Origin of the sequence: Microcoleus sp. K4-B3 (assembly GCF_036704615.1) — a bacterium.
Classification (GTDB): Bacteria; Cyanobacteriota; Cyanobacteriia; order Cyanobacteriales; family Microcoleaceae; genus Microcoleus.
The window spans coordinates 39,666-60,553 of sequence record NZ_JAUBSF010000031.1 but is presented as its reverse complement, the minus strand read 5'-3'; the positions used below and the strand labels follow the sequence as shown (position 1 = coordinate 60,553).

Below are 20,888 nucleotides of genomic sequence, written 5' to 3'. Positions count from 1 at the left end.
ATCTCCACGATGGCTTTCAACTTGAACGGTTTCAACTTCAACCAATCGATTATCGACTCTCAAGGTCGTGTCATCAATACTTGGGCTGATGTGATCAACCGCGCTAACTTGGGTATGGAAGTAATGCACGAGCGCAACGCTCACAACTTCCCGCTTGACTTGGCTGCTGGTGAGACAACTCCCGTAGCAATGGTTGCTCCTTCTATCAACGGCTAAGTTTTAGCTTTTGATTGACAAAAAGCGCTCCTAGTAATAGGGGCGCTTTTTGTTTGGGAAAAAATATTTTGTATGCTTTTTTCTTTGTTAACGTGCTATCGTTTCATCCACGAGCGCCCGTCGAACTCACGTGCCCTTTTTTCCTCCCAATTTTTAGCTAAAAATTTGAAATTACTTTTGTAACGGGACTTAGACAGAATTTAGCGTAAAAACAGGCTCAAACCCATTCTCCAAGGGAATTTGAGGTCTATTTGTTTTTTCTTGCTACGACTGGGTTTGAGCCTCATATACCCCCTTAAAGCTCAAACCCCTTCCCAGAAAGAAATATAGGTCGATTTAAGCCCAAATTTGTCTAAGTTCCGCTAAGATATTGAGCATTTAAATTGCATATTTCGGGCGTAGATCAGAGCAACAGCCCACTCATGGTTTGATTATTTCTATCGATAGAATTTAAATGCTGATTAGCTTACCCTCCTTTTTTCCTCCCAATTTTTAGCGAAAAATTTGAAATTACTTTTGTAATTAAAGTCAGAAAAACCGTAAAAAAAACCCCTGCACGGTTATGCAGGGGAAAGCAAATTACGGTTCGCTAGTCAGAAGTTGAGTCGGGATGCAAAGACCTTTGGACTAACTCCATAACCGCTAACTGAATCGGTCGGTGCTTCTGCACAGGGCGGCGGCGGTCGTAAATCGCCCGAAGAATCTGCGGGCTATGACCCATGCCATAAGCCAGAGAAGCAATGTCCGAGTCAGACGCTCCGTTATCCAAAAAATGAGTCGCAAAGATGTCCCGCAGCAAGTGAGGAGTCAACCGCTTCCCCGTTAGACCATGAGCAGCCGTGCTGATGAAGCTAGACATATTATCCTCACAAAAAGGCTCCCCATTGTGCCGCACAAAAACGAATTCACCAACCGGGTCGAACTGCAAGCGACCCGGCCACAAACGCCCAACAGAAGGCTCACCTGGGTTAAAAGTTCCCCCACAGGAGCGCCAACTCCCATCCGGCATTTTATAATAGCCATAAAGCCATGCTTCCAAATAGTCATAGAAACATCGCCCGTCAGGGAACTGCACGTTGGGAATCTCCAAATCTTGGTGTCCGTAAGTCTCACCCGTTTTGTAAGACTCTAGCGTTACATCCTTGAACCAGCGGCCATCCGGCGTCCTATACAGATAACCGCAATTCCGGTCGCGGTTGCGACCCGTAGGCAGAGGCTGGTACAAACCGTCTGGAGGCACATCTACAGGCCGCTTCACAGGACACTCAAGAGCCATTTTCAGATCCCTTAACTCCTGCTGTCGCCGGGGAGGGCTATAGGTCAAACACCCCCAGAGCACGTAGCGCTGGAAGCTGTAAGCAGTCGCCTTCAGAGACCTCCCAGAGCCGCACGCCAACTTCGGTTGGCACTCCAAGCGCAGCGGTTCGACAATTAGTTCCCAAACTTGCGGCAAATCCAGCCACTTCTTATCCACATCCGCCACTGGAACGTGGTTTTTCAACTCCTTAGTTGCCAGTGACAGCCGTCCGCGCAAAACTTTCACCGCCGGAACTTCGCTGTAATCGCTAGAAGTGATTTCTTTGTGGTATTGAAACTTCGCCACCGCCAGCAGCGCACAGAGGTAATTCTTGCGAGTGTGGGGGCTTCTAGCATTTCGTTCCTCAATCAAAAAGTTGCAGAATTCGCAGACCCAACAATCCACATAATCCCCTACCTTAGCAGCCATTGCGGCTGCAGCTTCCTTAGAAACCGCATACTTGAGTTCAACCGGCGGAATTAAAGTATTCAAAGACAGCTCTTCCAACGGCACTCCTCGGTAGTGATGGAACCAGCCGAGCAAGTGAAGGAGCAAACCAATTTGGTTGCGGCAGGCTTTCGTTTTCACCGGGTCTTCTAACCTACCCGGCCAGTGGGCGGAGGTACGAAACTTGTAAAAATGTTCAGTTTCAGCTTTTAACTTCTCTGACACTTGGTCTGGTTGCAAGCCGTAAGGCGGCAAAGCAGAGCGATTTGTCAGTAGCGTTTTCGCCATAATTCCGTAGCCCCTACGGCGGCGACCTCCGCAGCAATCAACAGATTTCTCAGGTAAGGTATTTCCCGGCCACCAGCCTTGCTGGCTAGACCAAGAAACAAGTTCATTAAGCCGGCAGCGATAAACCTCCTTACTACTATCCGAGGGTTGCAGCAGTTCAAAGGCTTTTTCTTGAGCTTCTAAGGCAGTTGTAAATTGCTCAACGTTTATACCTTTTTTAAAGGTCGTTGCCATGTCTATTTCAACTCGCGTGGGCTTGCGACCTTTGAAAGGCTCCAAGCCCCATCCTGGCAAAGTGTAACGGTTAATCGCAGTTTCAGTTTGAGCGATAATTTCTTGCGCTTTTTTTTGCGAATGCTTGCTCTGAATGTGAGTAGCATAAAGACCGAGAATATCGGTCAAAGAGAGGTTATTTTTCATTGTTATAAATGGTGGTAGAGGAAGACGGGACAAGTTTAGGTCTTGTGGAAGTGCTACGAAGCTTTGAAAAGAGCTTTTCAGAAATTTGCTCTCATTCAAATAATAGTAAAAACTACAGTCACAAGTTTACTGTAGTTTTTATTCTCGGCGACGGTCGGCTGTAAACCTTATATGGCAAGCGTTTTTTTCTTAAAATCCAGCTTTATTTATAAATATTTTTTTGGTTACTTATAACCTCAAAAAAGCTTAGGTAAGGCATAAAAGCTAACACCTTGCTATGCTTAGCAAGGTAGAAGCTCGACACCACACTCCAACCAATCGGCTGACTAAAACTAGCCAAAGTTAGCTCTTGTGTAGTAGCTGATCTTTGTAAGGTAGCCTCTTTTGGCTTTTGTACTTGATAGCCAAAATACAGTTGTGTGGTTCTGGTCATAAAAAAAATCATAGTGCAATCAGTGAGGCTAAAAAAGGGCTGGATTTTCAAAAAATTTGGGTTTCAGACTAAGGGTTAGTTTTGGTTGGTGAATGAGCTGGTAAATGCTCCAGTGTTCTAGCAAATTGCTCAACAACTTCTGAGCGAGAAAGGCCATTTTTTTGTGCATGAACATCCAGTAGGTGGATAGCCCTTGGTGTGAGGCTTAGGCCATAACTTTTTTTGATTTCGTCGTACATTTCGGGGACATTTCGTAGACTTTTGTGTTTTGGCTTAGCCATGTCAAAAACTCCTTTTTGATTAGGTGAACAAACTTTCAATTGAATTCGACGTAAAAATAAACACAAAAAAAGGAGTTCGCGGGAACTCCTGTCAGGATTGGTATTTTGTTCAGTTATTGGCTGTAAAGCGTTGAAGAAGCCAACGCTCGCCAGCCAAGGTTATTGTCGAAATTTTAAAGAAAGTTATGAGTGCTGAGTTCGGATAGTGGGATGCTGTTTGTCAAGCAGCAAGCACTGGAATTTATAAAAAATTAGCGACATACGAGCTATTATAACTTACTAAATCAACATTAGCCCGATGAAGCTGTAGCGATTTCCATTCCTAGGCTGGAAAATATACAAAGCTGACTCTCGTACCAAAAAAGCAACGCATTAAACCAACGAAACTACCTATGACAATTGGCAAGCTTGAACTCATCATCAAAATTAACGAACTCCCGAATAACGTAGAGACTAACAAAGACAACTGGAAAACCTTTGAGCTTGACTGCGACGGTCGGGTAGTGTCCGTTACTGTTAAGCCAAAAATATGGAAGAAGCTTGAGGATGCTGCTGCCAACTATCCCATGTGGGTGGCTGCTATTGGTGGCAAGATGGGTGAGTCAACCTCTAACGGTTTTGTGCTATCAGAGCCAAATATCCAAGTCTTTGAGAAAAAACCGAAGGAACCTAAACCTGAAGCTGAACAGTGAGAGAGGTTTGAGTAGCAATTGTGCAGAAATTGCGAACAGGGCTGAAAGCTCCGCTTAGCAAGGATTTAAGCTAAATCAGTTAGCAAGCCAATTTGAGGTCAATGGCTTGTATCTCCGCCTCTCCCTTTATAGAAATAGTGGCTTCCTTATTCACTATCGATTTACCGAGGAATCAACCAGGAGCGATCCGGCTACCCAACAAGCTGATCGCCCCCAATTTCTCCGTGACTAGACCGAAAAATCGAACAGCAATATGCTGATTTATGCGAATTTATGCAAAATTATGTGTTCGCCCCTGGTTATCTCTTCAATTCTGAAACGGAAGAGGCAACCACTGACAGAAGCTATGGGCGATCAGCTTTATTAGCTTTTGTTAGAAATTGTTAGCTTTTATGCCTTTTCCGGTTGTTGCCGGAGAACTCACAAGCTGTTTGAACTGGGCAAATTCCACCATCCGCCGACGATCGCCAAAACATCGGTGGATGCAAGAAAGACCCGCGTCGGTTGCCTCCGCAAAATCCTCTTCAATAGCTGAAGCTACGGCGAGATGGGTAGCCGATAGCCAGTTTGATTCTATGAGCTCCGTCATGGGCGATCGAGCTGTCCCTCAAGTCGCTCGCTCGCTACCCAAGTGCGATGGGAAAGTTGCGGCAATTGATGCCTGTGCTGCCACAAAAACCGCCACAACAGCAAGAGCAATGTGAGCAGCCGGCACAGTCGAATATCGGGTAAAAATTAAGCCCCTTGACACCTAGAATGCCCCATTCATAAGGGTGCATTATTTTTTATCTGCACGTAAAAGTCCGGTTTGTACGGACAAAAACATTGCTTGCTACCAAAACTAAACAGCCCTAACCAGCCTCAACAGGCAAATGTACGCTCGACACAAAAAAGCAGCAATTTGACCGAAAAATTCAGGCATTTGCAGGATATTTTCGGGTAAATACAGGTAGAGTGCAGTCCCTGTAAATGCTTGTAATCTCACTGATTTTGTACTGCAAATGCCTGACTTTGTACTGCAAATGCCTGACTTTAGGACCATTACTCACAAGTTAAGCTAAAAGCACTATTGTCAATGAGTAATTTTACTCATATTTTACCTGTTGACCCAATTAAAATATGAGGTAGTGCTTTTATGTAAAGGATGGAGGATAATAACTCTAGGTCCGGTATTTTGAGGAGTCTCATCATGAAACCCTATTTGATTTGTCCCACTTGTGGTTCTGACGATGTGATGAAAAATGGCATGACTCGTCGGGGCAAACAAAATCACAAATGTCGCGACTGTGGCCGCCAGTTTGTCGAAAACCCGAACTTGGCAAGCCAAGGACACGGACACCGGGCGTAAAAATTGAATTGCTTCTTCTGGAGCGGATTTCCCTCGCTGGTATTGCCCGAGTCATGGATGTTTCTGAGAGCTGGCTCCAAAATTATGTGAACCACCTGTACGCTGCCGTAGAACAAAAGGCCACAGTCATCCCGAAACAAGTCGGAAAACATACCGTCCAAATGGATGAACTTTGGTCTTTTGTAGACGACAAAGGGAATAAACAATGGGTCTGGTTAGCGATTGACGCCAAGACTCGGGAAGTGATTGGATGTCATATTGGAGACCGTTCCTTGAAGTCGGCTCAAGCATTATGGGATTCCCTACCGAGTGTCTATCGCCAATGTGCCAAGATTTATACTGACCATTGGGAAGCCTATGCTGCGGTTTTACGCCCGTAAACGGCATAAGCCTGTCGGCAAAGAAAGTGGATTAACCAGCTACATTGAACGATTGAATAATACGCTCAGGCAGCGAGTTTCGCGATTGGTCAGGAAAACGTTATCGTTTTCTAAGAAGTTGGAGAATCACAAGAGTGCTATTTGGAACTTCATTCATGACTATAATCACCAAATCAGATTAGCAATGCTGAAGGCTCGACTGCCTGAATTTTATCCATCCTTTACATAAAAGCACTACCATAACTGGTTCAATTATGGCTCAACTGCTTGCCAGGTAAAGGTTTCATCCTATTTTACCTTTTTGGGTCTACCCCCTTGACAATTTGCACTTTTTCTTAACTTGTCACAAATGCTTTAGGACACACAAAAATTAGCTAATTTTTTTTGGTGACGGCTTCGATCGACGGTGCGAGTCGCGAACAGATAAGTCTGCTGGCGGGCGATCGAGTTACCGCATCAAGCCGATCGCCTGGTTCATTCCGTGTCAGCACGAAGAAATAAAAAAACGGGGCAACGATCGGCACTCCGCTTGAACCGGGCAAATTCTGCCGCGCCGACAACCGCCACCACATCGGCTGTTGTGACAGTTGTCGGCGTCGATCGCCTCCACAAAAGTCGCCACAACAACAGGAGCAATGTGAGCAATCGGCACAGTCGAATATCGGGTAAAAATCAAGCGCCTTGATAAGTAAGATTCCCCATTCATAAGGGTGCATTGTTTTAATTTCTGCGCGTAAAAGTCAGGTTTGTACGGACAAAACCATTGCTTGCTACCAAAACTAAACAGCCATAACCTGCCTCAACAGGCAAATGTACGCTCGACACAAAAAAGCAGTAATTTGGCATAAAATTGCAGGCATTTGCAGGATATGTTCGGGTAAATACAGGTAGAGTGCAGCCCCTGCAAATGCCTGTAATCTCACTGACTTTATACGGCACTTGCCTGACTTTATACGGCACTTGCCTGATTTTAACGCTCCACAACCAAAGCGCGATTAAGAGCGTTTTTAACAAAATATGAATTGATTTAATAGTCAACGGGCGGCATCGGAATTGAATTAAGAAGCAAGTTGAGCAAGTGTGAGGAAATTGGCAGGTAGCTAAAATTTGAGAAGCGATTTTGTAGCGTAGTACCCACTATGCCAGCCATAAAGTTGAGGCTGGACTATCTGGTTTTTGCGCTCGCCCGCCGAGCTGTTCGCGAGTGTAAGGCTTACCTCGATCGAGTGTCCGCTGCCGTCTATTGCTAGCAGTCAACTACTAAACTACCATCGCCAGCCTTTCAATTCTTTGCAAGAGCAAGCGAGTGCGACCTGAATTTTTAGCAGCGGACGAGAGGAAAGCAGGCGCGATGGAACACAGATTTTCCAGCTCGGCTCGAAACCATCCTGATAAAAATGCTTTCACTTCTTCGTCAGCTTGTTGCACTTCCTCTAACAAACTAAAACGCCCGTCAAGCAATGCCACGATGTCTTCAATATCAGAACTAAAATAAAAGTTACCCCCACCTCTACCAATGAAAGCTTCTATTTTGGAAGCTAGAAGGTAAGGCGTTGAAAAAATTAGGATTTGCCTACCACTTGGAAGTTGGTAGCGAATAGAGTTAGCAATGCCCGGCCTGTACCAGCGATTGGAAAACCCTAATACAGAGGAGTCGCATGGCATCACATCAATTGAAATGCCCTCGTACTGCCAGCGACATAGGGGTGCGCCTGATTCTGTAGTCTCTTGAAGCCCAAGGGTTCGCAACAAGTTCGAGAAGTTGTAATATTCAGCTCTGGACATGATTTCGACAACACAATCAACATCATCGGTAGGTCGAATGTCAGGAGCAGCCACTTCGTCCAGATACAGGAATATCGTTGCTCCTCCTGTGAAGACGATGGTAGTGCGTACTTGAGAGAGTATCCGGGCGACTGTTTCCAGCATGAATATCTGCGGGTTCATAGAGCGACGATCCTCTTTTCAAGTTCGCTAGCGGCTAAACGTTGCTCCCGCACCCGACCAACTCGAATAGCGTCAATCAAGCTGAGCAAGGCATAAAGTTTTGGATCGTTACTGGCAGCTTGGGGGACTGAGCGGTACAGAGGCGCGATTGCCTGCCCTCTCACGGCACCTTGAGGGTCAGGCCAGACGTAAACCTCAGATGGTGAGGCAACCAGCTTGCTTTTCAATGGCTCAGCAGAATGTGCAGTTGGCAATCCCCGTGAGAGGGGGCCTGGTTGGGCGTAGAATACATAGCGCAGCCCGTGAACCAGGAATTCCAACACCGCTTGCTTCAAAATTTTCCGCTCGGAGCCATAATACAGACCGGCAGCTTCAGAACGCTCAAGGGCAGCATGAACTTCTGATGCGCTCATGCCCAAGCTTTGAGCGAGAGAACTGTACGTCCAGTTCGTTGAATCCCAACTGTGGACTTTGAGTATTGCAAGGATATCTTGGGGTTTTAGCATAGCGGATGAGCTCGTGCATTGTTTCCTTGTTTCCTTTATTCTACATTCGCGAATAGCGAATAATTAAGGTGTGGCGACTTTAATTTACTGCTCGGCGCTCGTTGAAGGGCAATCGCTATGTAGCGAATACAGCGCTCGCCCCGGCCGAAGAGAAGCCGTTGTAGGTAGGAGCGTGAGCATTATAAGTTTCAGAAAACTTAGCCGCAACTTTCCTTTACCGATATAAATATATCTCCCAACATTGCTTGCTACCATCCTTCTCTGCTTTTTTCCAGTTCTTCCCAGCTTGCATAAATTTGCATAATTTTGAGTTTTTTGTTGCTAATACCGCCCAAAATTGGGTTAACAATTCAAGCTGAGCTTACACAATTTTACTCATAAAAACTCAAAAACCACAGCAATAACTCAGAAAAACTCATCATCGAGCGACCCCAAAAAGTTAATTTTGAGGTGTTTGCCTGTCCCGGTACGCTTAAGATTTATTTAACAAATTAACAGCAAACTCTACAATAAATATTGTAAGCAAATGTAGCAGAGGCTCAAAAGTGGTAGCATTTATAGCAAGCTGTACTTTCACAATTGAGCAAGTCGAACTAATTGAATAGGCTGTTAAGGCTGCCTAAAAAATTGCCGCCTTGTTATAGCCATTTAGCTATTGCATATTAATGTATCGGAACAATAGCGGTAGCATTTTTTTAGCAAGAGTTGCAGTACAGGGAGCCGAGTTTGATTGAATGCAGTGCTAACGCACTTTTGTATAAGAGAAGTGAAGTGGAAGAGTATTTTTTTCGGGCTGCCAGAATGCTCATGCAGAGTGTTCGCTATCTTCATCTGCTCTGTTGCCTCGCTGATTCAGGTACTAATGCCAGTGATGTTACGACTACTACAAAGGTCAGGTTCTTCTAAGAAGTAATGCCTGCCAGCAATAAGCGCGATTTGCATTCTCCACACAGAGAGTGCAACTTTTTGTAAGAAAAAATAACACCACAATTGTTACTGAAGGCAATAAAAATCTTTATATTTTAACCCTTATATTTCCTCTTATTTCCTTTTTTTTCCTAATATCTCCTACTTGTCCCTAATATTTCCTAATATTTCCTCCAAACTTCACAAAATTTAATTAAGTTAAATTAAGTTTCGCTGCTTTTTAATTGATTTTTTGTACTCCGACACCTCTTGAATCCTCCGAATTAGTACGCTAGTCGCATAGCAAGCCATGTCAAATAGACGTACAAAAGTCGAATTTGAGCACTTTTTACCAATTTAGGGTTTTTGCAAGACTGCAATGAGAACAGTTAGAAATTGAAGTTAGCTCACGCTCACTCTGTGAAGCCTTGAAGAGAAAGTTTGACTCGCTCGCTGTTTGGATTTTGACGCCCGCTGTACGCTCGCTCTTGGCTTCAATATCGACTCAAAGAGCGAGTATACAGGGCAGCCGCCTTTACGATGGAGCGTCGCAGGGCACGACGCAAGCCAGTTGGTGCAGTTCGGCATTAGCGGCGGATGCCTGACGCGATCGCGCCTTGCCCTCCTGTTTGCAAGCGAAGCAGCCTGCTGATGTCGATGATGGCGAGGGAATCGTTCGTCCGATAGCCAGCAAGAGCGCGATCGCCTTGCACTTAGGATTACCGCATTCATGAGGGTGCATCGTTTTTGTTTTTGCACGTAAAAGTCAGGTTTGTGATCGCAAAAACATTGCTTGCTACCGATCGAGAACAGCCATAACCAGTCCCAACAGGTTATGGCACGAACAGCACAAAAAGGCAGTAATTTGACCTAAAAATTCAGGCGGAAAGCAGGATATTTTCAGGTAAATACAGGTAGAGTGTAGTCCCTGCAAATGCCTGTAATCTCACTGATTTTATACTGCTTTCCGCCTGATTTTATACTGCAAATGCCTGATTTTAACGCTCCACAACAATTAGCTATTTTTTAGCCTTTTTAACAACAAGTGAATTGATTAAATAGTCAAGTTGCTGCATCTAAATTGAATTAATAGTCAAGTTGCTGCATCTAAATTGAATTAATAGTCAAGTTGCTGCATCTGGATTGAATTAATAGTCAAGTTGCTGCATCTGGATTGAATTACAGCAAGCGTATCTTTTCGCTTGGTCACTCAACTCAAAACCTTGACGCACCTTTGCTTTCAATCTGCTTGTCACCCCGTCAACACCCCCCCAGGTGGATTCCACCTGATTATTGATTCGGTACTGAGACTCAGAATCACGCCTTCAACGAATTCTTTGACTTGCTCGCTCGCAGCAGCCGCTTCTCGCGTTTAGAGGGTGTAATTTCAGGAAGTTGATAGGCGGCCACCAGTCGCTGATTTAGGCGGTCAATTCCTCCCGCAACTCCCCCACATCGGGCGGTTCCTGTTCGTACTCAGCTCTTCTTTGGAACACTATCCGCGAAGATTCTAAATTTTCAAGTTTTCGGTTTGCGGTGGCGATTGCGAATTTCGCCTGCGATATTTGATGTTCGCGGTTGTTCATGATGCGATTGATGGCGGCTTCGATCGACGGTGCGAGTCGCGAACAGATAAGTCTGCTGGAATTCGACAAATGTTTTCATGGGAATAACTCACTTACTTGGAGTGAAGCTGACTAAGAGCCAAGATCGATATAGAGAGACGAAAGCCTAGACTGGACAAGGCTCCCAGTGTGTTCTTGGATTAAGCCCAATCTTCAGATTCGGGCGAAAATCTCCTGTCGGAGTCTGAAAGCGGCTTGAAATCTGGCAGCAAATCAAGCTGATGCGCTTCAGTATCTGCTGTGAAGATTGGCAACTCCTGTTCTGGCTCTGACTCCGACGGGGCAATCGGCACAGATGACTGTTCTAGCGCCGGCCTCAGTATTGGCTCTCCTTGGGTCACTCCTTGGGTCACTCCTTGGGTTGTCGGCTGTTCCCACTCCCGCTTCGAGAGTTCGATTGGGGCAGATAGAGTTTTTGGCTCGGACTCTCCAGGGGCGGGGGTGTGAGGTAACTGTTTCGGCTGAGGCTGAGCTTCTAACTCAGCTAGTAGCGCTTTAAATACAGTTCGCTCACTCGCCGTCAACGCTCCCCAAACTTTTTTTCGGTTAGCGAAACCTTTGTCGCAAGTTTCCGTGAGACCTTTTTTCACGGCATCGGTAACTAGGGGGTCTGATTGTGTAACCGCGAACCGCATCAGGTTAACGAGTTCTAGTTCCTCTTCGTTGAGATTTGAGTCGGCCGCAAATTCTGAAACTAAGTAACGCCCGTTAAGGTTGAATTGTTTGGTAGGTTTACCTCCAATGACTGAAATCTCGCGGTCAAGCTCAATCCGGCATAGCCCATCGCTCCACACCTTAACTACGGTGGCCCGCTCGTCTATATATTCTTGAGCTCCGGGATACTGGGTCGAAACTTTTACTCGCTCGCCGACATTCCAATTCACCATCGGGACGCTCGGCGGCTCTGTTGGTTCGGTTGGCTCTATTGGTTTGGATTCCTCCGGGGCGATCGTCCCTGGCTCGGATAGCTGAGGGTTGTTACAAGTTTTTGAGCTGTTACAGGATTGTGCTGAGGACTCAAAAGTGGGTGTAACAGTTGTGGTTACAGGAGTTACATCAGTTAAGGATTCACCTTCAGCCGTGTTATTAAGATCATCTGTGATCTCGTATGATGAGGTCTTTTCATACTGGCTACTTTTACCCTGTAACGCTGTAACGTCTGTAACGATGCGGGTTGTAGGGTTTTTAGATGTTGTAACAATTTCAGAATTGCTTGTAACGTCTGTAACCGCAAGGCTTTGAGCTATTTGAGAATGTGCTGGAATTTCTGCAATCTTTGAAGTGCCTGTAACCGTGCGGGTTTGAGTTAATTCTTGCAGTCCGCCATCACAGCAAACAGTTTTGATGCAAGCCCAGTTCGGGATGTGCGGGCGGTTGCTGCCATCTTCATCCTCCGCGACTGCTACATCAACGAAGCACGGTAAAATCTGAAGTCCCCGCCACTGAGCCGGAATGCGCTTGATTTTGTCGCCTTCTCGCACAACCTCGGAAGCTCGCCAGTGATTTGACAATACTCGCTGCAAGTGGTGAACGAACTTGTTGTAACCGCTTGGCGAGAGATTGTGGGCTTTGCAGTACGCCACATACCAACTGTGCAGATCACTACCGACGTAACTATCGCCACCCGATCTCAAACAGCGATCAACAAACGAACGGACGCTATCCCCTAGAATTGCGCCGTCTTGTTTCAACGCGACAATTGACGGGTTGGTTGACGGTACGAGCAAAATGCGATTGCGTTCTGTCTTGTCCATTGATAGCGCCCAACCAGCGATCGAACCCAGCTCTGCCGATAGTTTGCGGCCTAGCTCCGGATCTTCGATGCTTGCCGTTCGGGCGCGGGTTTGCAACGGAATGCAGCGCCTGTCCCAACCATCGCCACTGTTCTCCGTTTGGATGTGTTCGACGGAGGCGATCGCAAATCGCACGTTCCATTTTTTTTGGTAAGCCGATGCAGAAAATAGAGCGCGTCCCGAAATGCCGCCATTGTCCACCAATTCGTAAAAAGCTTTGAGCCCGCTAAGAAAGCCGCCAGCATCGGGGATGTAAAATAAGGATTTACCAGTTAATAATTGATGCCGACCTTCAGGTTTTGTCAGTTCGGTCAAGCTATTGGAACTGACGCTGTTTTCTTCGCCAAGTAAGTTTGCCCAAGTCCGCAGCATCACGCCTTTCCCGCTACCGCTATCCCCAATCAAGTAAGCAAATTTCCCGTAAGGTGCGGTTGGGTCTAAGTACATCGAAGTTACGGCCCTGATGACTTCTATCTGTTCGACACCGTAGGCAGAAAGTATGAATTGCTTAAATTCGGCTGGACATTCTGACCCCGGCACATAATCGCAGGGCGAACAAGAAAGCAGGTAATGTTCCTTGTCGTGTGGGAACAGTTCGCCAGTTCTCAAATCCACAGTGCCGTTGGAGAATGATTTGAGGTGGTTGCGAGAAGTGTCAACCTTCTGGTGCAGCACCTTCCGGCAATATTTAAAAGCCGAATCTAAGAATTTGTTAGTGCCGAACTTAAACTTTTTGCCGACTTCTGCTGTTTCGTAGCAATTCTCCGTAAAGTCGCCGATGAGTTTGTTCACGTCCGCTTCATCTTGGAACTGCCAATAGCGCCCGTTCCATTGGTAGAAAGCATCATTGACAACTATCCAATCATCTCCGAATAAATTCTTGAGGCAGTGTGCCTCAAACGTTGTGGACTTGGGGACTAAGTATCTGTCTCTAGTTCCACCACTGCCGCCGTCGCCTCCAAAGGTTTTTGATTCCCAGTCCTTAAAAGTAACGGACGTGGCCAGCACTTTTCTAAAAGCTTCAATGCTCTTTCGTTGAATCAAATCGTCCATGCCTTTGGTTTCGCCTTCGGTGCCCGCATCCCAACCTCCAGTTGCACTGTAGACCGGAACGTCGAACTTGAGCAACACAAGACCGAGTTTCCGCTGTTCCCAGGTGACGTTTGGGTTGGTGGCGGCATCGGCATCGAAGCCAAAGATAAAACCGAAGCCGGCACGGGCGTACTTTTCTAAAGTTTCGACCAAGTAGCGCTTGCCTTGAATGTCTCCTTTTTTAGAGGTTAGACCCATTGAAACGCCCAGCAGTGCAATAGTTGGGATGTCGTTAGCGCACCCGGCGATTCCTTTGAACGGGCCTTCAGTGAGGACAATGCACGGATGGTCGTTGATGCGGTAGCAGTGCTGCTTGAGATTTTCTGGTTCCCAGTAGTTTTTGTCGGTGGGATGCTGGGGCAAGAATGCGTCGTACTCTCCCACTGGTGTGCGATATTTGGGCGCTTTCTTGCAGCTTTCTGATTTCCAAGGCTTGTCCGGTCTGAATTGAAATTGTGTGGTTTTTCCCACAAACAGGATACCGCCAGACTTCGCCGCGTAGCCCAAGTAAACTGATGCCTCATCCGCAGATACGGTTCGGCAGTTGGCGTAACTCCAATTATTCAACAGCCCCCGGCTCTCAATGTGGCTCTTGTGTTTGGGGCAAAGATAAGTGGTAGTTGATAAAAATTGATTTGCAACAACGTTCATAGATGCCTCTCTCGCTACTCATAGCGGTGCTAACTGGTTTTTTTTACAAAAACCCGCTAAATGTAGAAGAGACGGCTCTGCTTTAACTACCGTTAATGTGCAAAGGTGCAAATGATGCGGTAATGGCAGAAATGAACTATGATGAATCTAAAGTTTTTTATTTAGTTGTTCGCCGTCTCTTCTATAGATAGCGGACTCTTTTTTTTGGTCTGGTCTTGGGCTGCGAGGCTCTTCGGTTGTTGCCAAGGGCCTCTGTAATTCCATGAGTTGATAGATCCTCCAATTTTAAACTCGAACGTATGGCTTAGATTGCTCGCTGGCAAGGAATTTCTGATAAGCTTCCCTGTCGCCACCGCATGAATCAACGGAAACCTTGTTGACAATCTCATAAGTCATTGCCTCAGCTTCTTCTGGCATCAAAGGCTGGCGCTCGCAGTAAGCAATCTGTACGTCCCGAAACTCTGGCATATCCCCTTCAACCTCTGATAGGTCAGCTTCGTACCGAAACACTCTGACCACTACCCAGTCCGAGGGAGTGACAAGGTAAGCTTTCCAAGGGCTACCCTCTTTTTTAACGTGGTAAGTTAGCCGTTCTCCAACTTTGACCTTGCGCTTCAGTAGAGGACGCGAATCGTGAGAAAGCTGTAACAGTCGAGTCAACTGTTTCCCAATCACAAGCTCTTTGCTCTCGATAGGAATCCATTTTTCTTGCTCTTTGACTAGGTAAAGGCTCAGCGTAGACTTGCTTGCCAATGGGTCGTAAAGTTCGAGTTCTTCAGTTTGTGTCATCACATCAAATGCTTTTATAGTTATGCTTCATCTAGTCCGGGTCGTCTTGATGGTCGCCCCACATATCCCAGAAGCTGGTCTGCTTGCCCTTAAACACGCAATCGACCGATAGGTCTGAATCGCCCTCGTTTTGTTCGACTCTTTTGAGTTCCCACCCATACTTTTTTTCCATCTCCTTGCAATCTTCTTCAGATGACGCCGAATGTCTGTTTTCCTGCTCCGAATCGTCATCCTCACTTTTGCTAAACGGCCATCTAATCATTGCAGTCACTCCTTTAAATGGATGTATTTTAAAACGCCTCCAGCTTTTTATAGTAAGGGTTTGGGGGGTCGTGGAACTCAAAAAAATTGAAATGCCGTTCTTAGCTCTGGTTCTACCTAAATGCAGTCCACAAAAGCTTTTGGCAAAAAATCTGAGACATTTTGAACTTTCAATCCAGCACACTTGGCGTTGCTGTTTTGGGTATACACCAAACGCGAGATAAAAAAATTTTGGTGTATACCCGCAGTTCAGCCTAGTTTTTCAAGTAGTGTTTCCCATTCCATAATTTGATTTTTTAGCAATTGGATTCGATCGCCCTTAGCCTTGCGCTTGAGAAACAAACCCCTGCCAGCAAGTTCTTCGCGGGCTAATGCGATACTTTGCTCCAACACTTTTGGTCAATTCCTCCCTATCCTCCTTTGCTATTTCAGTATCGGTCATCCCCACCATCTGACGGGCGAACTGTTCCAAGAATTCAGAGCGCGAGATGTCAAGCACCTGGGCCCTGGTGTCGATCGCCTTCATCGCGGTGGGAGTTACAAAAATGCTGTAGCGCTCTTTGTTTTCGCCCCAAGCGCTGCGTTCTGCGGGTTTTCTGGTCATTTGTCTGTGTATGCACAACAATTTTCATCATAGGGCTTGACAATACCCAAATAAAAGTGCCATGCCTGTGCATACATAAGCATATTTGTGCATACACAGGCATAGTTTAACACCAAAATCAAACCCCGCTCCCTCTGACTGGAAATCTTCTGGGGCGGGGTGTGGCACTCACATTAATGAGGTTTTTCAATCATGACACAAATACCGATACCGCTAACGGTTGAGGTGTCCGCTGCTGCTGCAACGCCAGGGGTGACGAGCGCTTCTTTGTATCCTTCGCTGTTGGCATCCGTGGAAACGATGGCAGACCCAGAACTCTCGGTTTTGATGGAAGCGGCCGTTTATTCACTGCGCCAAAGGGACACCCTTCAGGGGCGCTTGTCGCCCCCTGAAATGCAACGCCCAAATTCGAGCAGTTGCCGTCGTGTCCAGTGATGGGAAAAGTTTTTGTATTGCTTCATAGCAAGAACCTTTCAATTAATACAGCACTTTGCGTGACTAAGAGGTACAGTAACAGCAGTGAGCAAAATAATTTTCGATTTGCTTACTTGAACATAACTTCACTCCCAATTCCAAGAGTTTTTCCACAATCTGTACACTTCGAGGTACAAATTTTCTGAGCCATGCCTTTAATTCCCACCATAAATGTTCGATCGGGTTAAATTCCGGTGAGTACGGTGATAAATACACCACACTTGCTCCTACTGCTTCGATCATTTCTTCTACCCCCTCTACCTTATGTACCTTCAAATTATCCATGACTAATACCGCTCCTTTCCATAATTTGGGAACCAGTTGTTCTTGCACAAATTTCTTGAACTCCTCTCCATTCATAGATTTTTCCATTGTCTTCATGGCGATTACCTTCTTATTGCTTATTGCACCAACTACTGTCACCCTACTTCCTCTATAAAATGGCTTAATATCGTAGCTTCTTTCTCCCTTTTTACTTCGAGCTCTGGGCCTCATTATCCCAAGCAATACGCTCATTTCGTCCAAAAAAATCAGATTTTCTGGTTCGACATCTCGAATTTTTTCCCAATATTCTATGCGCTTCTTTTGATTAATTTATTTGTGGGCTTGACTGCTCCGTAGTGTTTTTTTTAAAGTGAGTTCCTGCTTTTTGAGGAATCGGCACATGGCACTCTCGCTCAACCATACTCCTGTTTTTTCGTGCCAATACTCACAGTATTCTGAAGCGTGTGTAATCTGGATACTGAGCTACCATCTCTTCAATCTGTTGTTCGTGACCAAACAGTAGGCTCGGTTTACCACCCTTTGCCTGACTAGGGAGTAATTTTCCTGTCTCTTTTTTTCGCTTTAGTAGTGCTTGTACCGTACTTTTACGCTCCTTGAAATCTTTCTGCTACTTTCCGAATAGATGTGTTACCTGCTTCGTAAGTGTCAACGATCTTTTGACGCATATCTAGGGAGTAGGGTTTCATTTTTCTCTTTTTTACTACCTCTCCTATTGTACCTAATTGTTACGCAAAGTGCTGTATCCTCACGCTAACATGAAGCAACCCTCGGCTTCGCACAGAGCTTTCGCTGGGCTCTAGTCCGCAGGTTTGCCGGGGAAGCTCCAGAAAGAGCGATCGCTCTTTCCGGCATCCGAATAATGTAGGGGCATTTTCCCGTCCTTCAATCTCGCCCGTAACCATGCGATCGTTATTTTCACTCTCTTAACTGAAATTATGATTTTTTTGCATATTTTATGAGCTGGAAGTCTTGGCTTGTTGCCAAGATAGCGGGAAACTGACAATCCTGCTGAGGGAAAAATAACAATCGCGTAGATTCTTCTGCGCGAGCAGAAAGTGAGTATCTTTCTGCCGATGATAAAGGAGGTAGCTAACCCGGATTATGAATTTCTTCCCCAGTGCTATTCCTCGACATCTCCAAACACAGAATTTTCAGCTCAACCCGGTTTATGAGCGTAAGTTCCGAGCGCGTGACCAAACTAAATACTTTATTTTTGATGAAAATGTAAATCCTCCGTATCCAATTACCCCACTGCAAACTCAGTAAATTGACGCACGTAAGGGGCTTTAAAAGCTAAAACAATATCTTCCTTGGGAACTCCGGCGGCTACTAACTCATTCGCTATTCCTGCTTCCGTTCTATCCCTCTGAATCCAAAATTTACCATCTTTTATATCAACGTGAATCACACAGCCGTAAACCCGTTTTTGCTCGTCCCAGCCCAAATGAACCACATGATAATGTTCCCGTTCGGTATCAAAAAGTAATTGAACTTCTGTTTCAGTATCCAAGTCATTCCTTGAGTGTTGAGACAGTATTGTTTGGATTAATTCTCTGTAGTTTACTCTTTCCATAAAAGTATCCCCTCTTGAATAGCATCAAAAATGAGTAATTTGAGCTGATGCTCAGCGATTAATTCTTGAATAAAACGATTGCAAAAAAAATCATTATACACATCTTGGTTTATTGCTAAATACAAACTTCTGTTTGGTTGCTTTTTTCTCAGGGCAGAACGATAGCTGAGAAATTGACCCAAAGCTATATAAAAGCTGGCTAAATCAGATGCACCGATAAAAGATTTAATCTCTACAGCTATTTTGAAGCCATCTTTCTCTGCTGCTAAAATTTTCTCCCCTGCTAAGTCGATAAAAAAATCAAGTTCCTCTACCTTGATAAAAAGAGGATCGTGAGTGATGATCCATCCCTCTTTTTCTAAAGCTGAACGAACAGCATTGTGAAAAATATCTTTAGCTGACATATCATAGCCACGAAAATGCTTAACCGAGCAGTATTGATTGCCATTCCGCCATCATATCATTACAGCCATTCGCGATCGCACTCCCCAAAAATTCCCCCCACGGAGCATAACTCTCCCACCCACCAGCGATAAAGCAATATCAGGCGATTCCACAGCAAGTAGCCCAAAAAAACAGGCTAAAGCTGCATAAAGGTGTTCTTCTTCGTAGAACAGGAGCGAACACACGGGCTCGTCCCCGGACGGTGAGGGTTCACGAGGGAAGAACCAAATCGATCGATCGCGTGAACCGTTAAAGGCGTAAAATTTAGTATTTATAAGTAAAGTTATAAAGAGTAAATGCTCAACAGAATTGAAGAGCAACAGCCGGAAACCTTGAAGTTACTGTCACCGGTGCCACTGGCGAAGCACCCAGCAGCGGTGTACCTCGACAGTTTGGGAAGCGATCGCTCGAAGGCAACGATGGTGGCAGGGCTCGACATTATGGCGAAGCTGCTCACTAATGGGGAGTGCGGCGCGATGACTTTGAATTGGGCAGCATTGCGCTACAGGCACACGGCAGCGCTGCGCTCGGCACTGGAGAAAAAGTACGCGCCGGCATCGGTTAATCAAATGCTGTGCGCCTTGAGGCGAGTGTTGAAGGAGGCTCTGCGGTTAGATTTAATAGACTCTCAAGATTACAGTAAAGCTGTGGATGTCAAGAGTATCAAACAATCGGGAAAGCCCAGGGGGCGATCCGTGTCACCGCATGAAATTGCAGCACTGATGAAAAGCTGTTCAGGTAATAGTTCCGTTGATGTCAGGGATACAGCGCTTATTGCTATTTTGCGTGGGGGTGGCATCCGTCGGGCTGAAGCAGTCAACCTAGATTTGGCAGATTTCAACCTATCTACGGGAGGGTTGGAAATTAGAGAGGGTAAGGGCAAGAAATACCGAACAGTTTATCTCCCAGGGCCGGCGATCGCTTTGGTAGAAAAGTGGCTCAATTTGAGAGGAGAGGAACCGGGCCCGTTGCTTTTTCCCATCCGTAAGGGAGGAGAAATTCAATTTCGGCGGATGACGGACGATGGTGTTTTGAAGATTTTGCAGCGACGGGCTTTCCTCGCTGGAGTGGATTCTTTCTCGCCTCACGATTTCCGTCGCACGTTTTGCTCAGACCTCCTCGATGCTGGAGTCGATATCGTGACAGTGCAGAAGTTGGCAGGGCACGCGTCGCCGGTAACGACAGCTAAGTACGATCGCCGGGGCGAAGAAACGAAGCGACGGGCTGTGCAGCACTTAGGGTTTTAATTTGAGGGTGGAGGTGCGACTCGTTTAACTTAAAATAAGTTGAAAGGCTTATGGGACGGTTAGCCTAACTGCTCAGACAGTTAGTGACAACTGGTTACATTTGTAGTTACATTCTTACGCGATGGTAGAAGCCACATTCAGTAAAGGTTGTGAGTATTTGGGGCGAATTTCATGCAACGTTAAATTCTTAAACGAAATACAATTAGATGATGGTTCGTATGTGAGGAAAGATTTACCCATCCGGCAAATTAAGGAAAAAAGGATTTAAGGCCATACAGGTAAGAGTAATTGAGTACACAATTGAGAATTACGACCGCCCAGAAGCACAAATTAGATATCGTTTAATTACCGGCTTGTTGGACGCTGAAAAGTTTACTGCCCAGTTACTTGCCTGTGAATATCATCAACGTTGGGAAGTCGAGAATACGATTGATGAACTCAAAGTACATTTATTAGGACGAAAAACTCATATTCGTTCTCAAAGACCAAAAGAAGTTGTGCAAGAAATTTATGGTTTACTACTAGGACATTGGACTGTAAGGTCATTGATTTTTCAAGCGGCCAGCAACGCAAGCATTTCACCCTTGCGTCTTTCTTTTACTGGAACCTTACGAGTTGTTCGTCGCGCGCTCCCAAAATTTCAAGGGTTACAACCACAAGAACTTCCCTTTTTTTGAGTTGGTTGACTTGGGAGATTCTCGATCAAAATATACCGGAAAGAGTGAGCGAGAAACAACCCAAGAGTCGTGAAAAAGCCTGGATCAAAATTTCGGTCTAAACAAGTTAAACACAGAGGTACTGGAATCATAATGAATACTCCTGTATTTATTGTTTTAAGCACTGCATAGCTCTTAACTGAACCGTATTGGGACCGCCTCCGCCGATCACC

20 protein-coding genes and 3 pseudogenes are annotated in these 20,888 nt (G+C 45.7%); 7 read left to right on the top strand and 16 right to left on the bottom strand.

Translation table 11 applies throughout. The features are described 5' to 3' along the window. A pseudogene (locus tag QUA78_RS15625) lies at window positions 1–216 on the top strand (photosystem II q(b) protein); the annotation flags it as partial. A 589-nt stretch (window positions 217–805) separates the two neighbouring features. Here QUA78_RS15625 and QUA78_RS15620 read toward each other — a convergent pair. The 3 genes from QUA78_RS15620 to QUA78_RS15610 form a co-directional block, all read right to left on the bottom strand. Continuing rightward, the gene (locus tag QUA78_RS15620) at window positions 806–2,668 is read right to left on the bottom strand and encodes a tyrosine-type recombinase/integrase (protein ID WP_333300317.1); all 1,863 of its coding nucleotides are present in this window, start codon (window positions 2,666–2,668) and stop codon (window positions 806–808) included. 202 nt (window positions 2,669–2,870) lie between these two features. After that, entirely contained in the window at window positions 2,871–3,101 is a 231-nt protein-coding gene (locus tag QUA78_RS15615) for a hypothetical protein (protein ID WP_333398894.1), read from the bottom strand. 68 nt (window positions 3,102–3,169) lie between these two features. After that, window positions 3,170–3,382 (bottom strand): hypothetical protein, encoded by a 213-nt coding sequence (locus QUA78_RS15610; protein WP_333300314.1) that lies wholly within the window; start codon window positions 3,380–3,382, stop codon window positions 3,170–3,172. Between the two features lie 392 nt (window positions 3,383–3,774). On the opposite strand from QUA78_RS15610, the gene QUA78_RS15605 reads away from it, so the two are divergent. From QUA78_RS15605 to QUA78_RS15595, 3 genes and pseudogenes are all read left to right on the top strand, one after another. After that, complete coding sequence (locus QUA78_RS15605) at window positions 3,775–4,074, top strand: hypothetical protein (protein WP_333300312.1); 300 nt, start codon at window positions 3,775–3,777, stop codon at window positions 4,072–4,074. A gap of 392 nt (window positions 4,075–4,466) precedes the next feature. Further along, window positions 4,467–4,778 carry a hypothetical protein gene (locus tag QUA78_RS15600; RefSeq protein ID WP_333300311.1) on the top strand — a complete coding sequence of 104 codons (312 nt, stop codon included), beginning with the start codon at window positions 4,467–4,469 and terminating at the stop codon, window positions 4,776–4,778. 485 nt (window positions 4,779–5,263) lie between these two features. After that, window positions 5,264–6,031 (top strand): annotated as a pseudogene (locus tag QUA78_RS15595) (IS1 family transposase). Window positions 6,032–6,176: 145 nt separating this feature from the next. Here QUA78_RS15595 and QUA78_RS15590 read toward each other — a convergent pair. The 9 genes from QUA78_RS15590 to QUA78_RS15550 form a co-directional block, all read right to left on the bottom strand. Continuing rightward, window positions 6,177–6,518, bottom strand: a complete 342-nt coding sequence (locus QUA78_RS15590) for a hypothetical protein (RefSeq protein ID WP_333300309.1) — start codon at window positions 6,516–6,518, stop codon at window positions 6,177–6,179. 544 nt (window positions 6,519–7,062) lie between these two features. Then, window positions 7,063–7,749, bottom strand: a complete 687-nt coding sequence (locus QUA78_RS15585; protein WP_333300308.1) for a hypothetical protein — start codon at window positions 7,747–7,749, stop codon at window positions 7,063–7,065. Next, on the bottom strand, window positions 7,746–8,255 hold the full coding sequence (locus QUA78_RS15580; RefSeq protein ID WP_332950409.1) for a hypothetical protein: 510 nt from the start codon (window positions 8,253–8,255) through the stop codon (window positions 7,746–7,748). The genes QUA78_RS15585 and QUA78_RS15580 overlap by 4 nt, the downstream gene beginning before the upstream one ends. A 1,493-nt stretch (window positions 8,256–9,748) precedes the next feature. Beyond that, window positions 9,749–9,874 carry a hypothetical protein gene (locus QUA78_RS15575; protein ID WP_333398893.1) on the bottom strand — a complete coding sequence of 42 codons (126 nt, stop codon included), beginning with the start codon at window positions 9,872–9,874 and terminating at the stop codon, window positions 9,749–9,751. Between the two features lie 708 nt (window positions 9,875–10,582). Continuing rightward, window positions 10,583–10,816, bottom strand: coding sequence for a hypothetical protein (locus QUA78_RS15570; RefSeq protein ID WP_333300304.1), 234 nt, complete (start codon window positions 10,814–10,816; stop codon window positions 10,583–10,585). Between the two features lie 110 nt (window positions 10,817–10,926). Beyond that, window positions 10,927–14,322 (bottom strand): DUF3854 domain-containing protein, encoded by a 3,396-nt coding sequence (locus QUA78_RS15565; RefSeq protein ID WP_333398892.1) that lies wholly within the window; start codon window positions 14,320–14,322, stop codon window positions 10,927–10,929. Between the two features lie 285 nt (window positions 14,323–14,607). Further along, complete coding sequence (locus QUA78_RS15560; RefSeq protein ID WP_333300300.1) at window positions 14,608–15,111, bottom strand: hypothetical protein; 504 nt, start codon at window positions 15,109–15,111, stop codon at window positions 14,608–14,610. A 31-nt stretch (window positions 15,112–15,142) separates the two neighbouring features. Then, window positions 15,143–15,373: a hypothetical protein gene (locus tag QUA78_RS15555; protein ID WP_333300299.1), complete on the bottom strand. Its 231-nt coding sequence runs from the start codon at window positions 15,371–15,373 to the stop codon at window positions 15,143–15,145. 318 nt (window positions 15,374–15,691) lie between these two features. Further along, on the bottom strand, window positions 15,692–15,976 hold the full coding sequence (locus tag QUA78_RS15550; RefSeq protein WP_333300297.1) for a hypothetical protein: 285 nt from the start codon (window positions 15,974–15,976) through the stop codon (window positions 15,692–15,694). Between the two features lie 192 nt (window positions 15,977–16,168). Here QUA78_RS15550 and QUA78_RS15545 point away from each other — a divergent pair, with 192 nt between their 5' ends. Beyond that, window positions 16,169–16,411, top strand: a complete 243-nt coding sequence (locus QUA78_RS15545) for a hypothetical protein (RefSeq protein ID WP_333300295.1) — start codon at window positions 16,169–16,171, stop codon at window positions 16,409–16,411. Window positions 16,412–16,474: 63 nt separating this feature from the next. Here QUA78_RS15545 and QUA78_RS15540 read toward each other — a convergent pair whose 3' ends face one another. The 4 genes from QUA78_RS15540 to QUA78_RS15525 all read right to left on the bottom strand — a co-directional run bounded on the left by QUA78_RS15540 (window position 16,475) and on the right by QUA78_RS15525 (window position 18,937). Continuing rightward, window positions 16,475–16,966 carry a transposase gene (locus QUA78_RS15540; protein ID WP_333300320.1) on the bottom strand — a complete coding sequence of 164 codons (492 nt, stop codon included), beginning with the start codon at window positions 16,964–16,966 and terminating at the stop codon, window positions 16,475–16,477. A 1,012-nt stretch (window positions 16,967–17,978) separates the two neighbouring features. Next, complete coding sequence (locus QUA78_RS15535) at window positions 17,979–18,308, bottom strand: XisI protein (RefSeq protein WP_106332496.1); 330 nt, start codon at window positions 18,306–18,308, stop codon at window positions 17,979–17,981. Further along, complete coding sequence (locus QUA78_RS15530) at window positions 18,296–18,712, bottom strand: XisH family protein (RefSeq protein ID WP_333300293.1); 417 nt, start codon at window positions 18,710–18,712, stop codon at window positions 18,296–18,298. The genes QUA78_RS15535 and QUA78_RS15530 overlap by 13 nt, the downstream gene beginning before the upstream one ends. Before the next feature lie 51 nt (window positions 18,713–18,763). Then, window positions 18,764–18,937, bottom strand: coding sequence for a hypothetical protein (locus QUA78_RS15525; protein ID WP_333300291.1), 174 nt, complete (start codon window positions 18,935–18,937; stop codon window positions 18,764–18,766). A 111-nt stretch (window positions 18,938–19,048) separates the two neighbouring features. On the opposite strand from QUA78_RS15525, the gene QUA78_RS15520 reads away from it, so the two are divergent. Both QUA78_RS15520 and QUA78_RS15515 read left to right on the top strand, forming a co-directional pair. Continuing rightward, window positions 19,049–19,999 (top strand): tyrosine-type recombinase/integrase, encoded by a 951-nt coding sequence (locus QUA78_RS15520; protein ID WP_333300289.1) that lies wholly within the window; start codon window positions 19,049–19,051, stop codon window positions 19,997–19,999. Between the two features lie 106 nt (window positions 20,000–20,105). Then, window positions 20,106–20,676 (top strand): annotated as a pseudogene (locus QUA78_RS15515) (transposase); the annotation flags it as partial. Window positions 20,677–20,888 lie beyond the last annotated feature (212 nt).

Excerpts from the sequence above, each read along its gene's own strand:
- QUA78_RS15620 (WP_333300317.1), bottom strand. The coding sequence starts at position 2,668 with ATGAAAAATAACCTCTCTTTGACCGATATTCTCGGTCTTTATGCTACT.
- QUA78_RS15615 (WP_333398894.1), bottom strand. The coding sequence starts at position 3,101 with ATGACCAGAACCACACAACTGTATTTTGGCTATCAAGTACAAAAGCCA.
- QUA78_RS15610 (WP_333300314.1), bottom strand. The coding sequence starts at position 3,382 with ATGGCTAAGCCAAAACACAAAAGTCTACGAAATGTCCCCGAAATGTAC.
- QUA78_RS15605 (WP_333300312.1), top strand. The coding sequence starts at position 3,775 with ATGACAATTGGCAAGCTTGAACTCATCATCAAAATTAACGAACTCCCG.
- QUA78_RS15600 (WP_333300311.1), top strand. The coding sequence starts at position 4,467 with ATGCCTTTTCCGGTTGTTGCCGGAGAACTCACAAGCTGTTTGAACTGG.
- QUA78_RS15590 (WP_333300309.1), bottom strand. The coding sequence starts at position 6,518 with ATGCACCCTTATGAATGGGGAATCTTACTTATCAAGGCGCTTGATTTT.
- QUA78_RS15585 (WP_333300308.1), bottom strand. The coding sequence starts at position 7,749 with ATGAACCCGCAGATATTCATGCTGGAAACAGTCGCCCGGATACTCTCT.
- QUA78_RS15580 (WP_332950409.1), bottom strand. The coding sequence starts at position 8,255 with ATGCTAAAACCCCAAGATATCCTTGCAATACTCAAAGTCCACAGTTGG.
- QUA78_RS15565 (WP_333398892.1), bottom strand. The coding sequence starts at position 14,322 with ATGAACGTTGTTGCAAATCAATTTTTATCAACTACCACTTATCTTTGC.
- QUA78_RS15560 (WP_333300300.1), bottom strand. The coding sequence starts at position 15,111 with ATGACACAAACTGAAGAACTCGAACTTTACGACCCATTGGCAAGCAAG.
- QUA78_RS15555 (WP_333300299.1), bottom strand. The coding sequence starts at position 15,373 with ATGATTAGATGGCCGTTTAGCAAAAGTGAGGATGACGATTCGGAGCAG.
- QUA78_RS15550 (WP_333300297.1), bottom strand. The coding sequence starts at position 15,976 with ATGACCAGAAAACCCGCAGAACGCAGCGCTTGGGGCGAAAACAAAGAG.
- QUA78_RS15545 (WP_333300295.1), top strand. The coding sequence starts at position 16,169 with ATGACACAAATACCGATACCGCTAACGGTTGAGGTGTCCGCTGCTGCT.
- QUA78_RS15540 (WP_333300320.1), bottom strand. The coding sequence starts at position 16,966 with ATGAGCGTATTGCTTGGGATAATGAGGCCCAGAGCTCGAAGTAAAAAG.
- QUA78_RS15535 (WP_106332496.1), bottom strand. The coding sequence starts at position 18,308 with ATGGAAAGAGTAAACTACAGAGAATTAATCCAAACAATACTGTCTCAA.
- QUA78_RS15530 (WP_333300293.1), bottom strand. The coding sequence starts at position 18,712 with ATGTCAGCTAAAGATATTTTTCACAATGCTGTTCGTTCAGCTTTAGAA.
- QUA78_RS15520 (WP_333300289.1), top strand. The coding sequence starts at position 19,049 with ATGCTCAACAGAATTGAAGAGCAACAGCCGGAAACCTTGAAGTTACTG.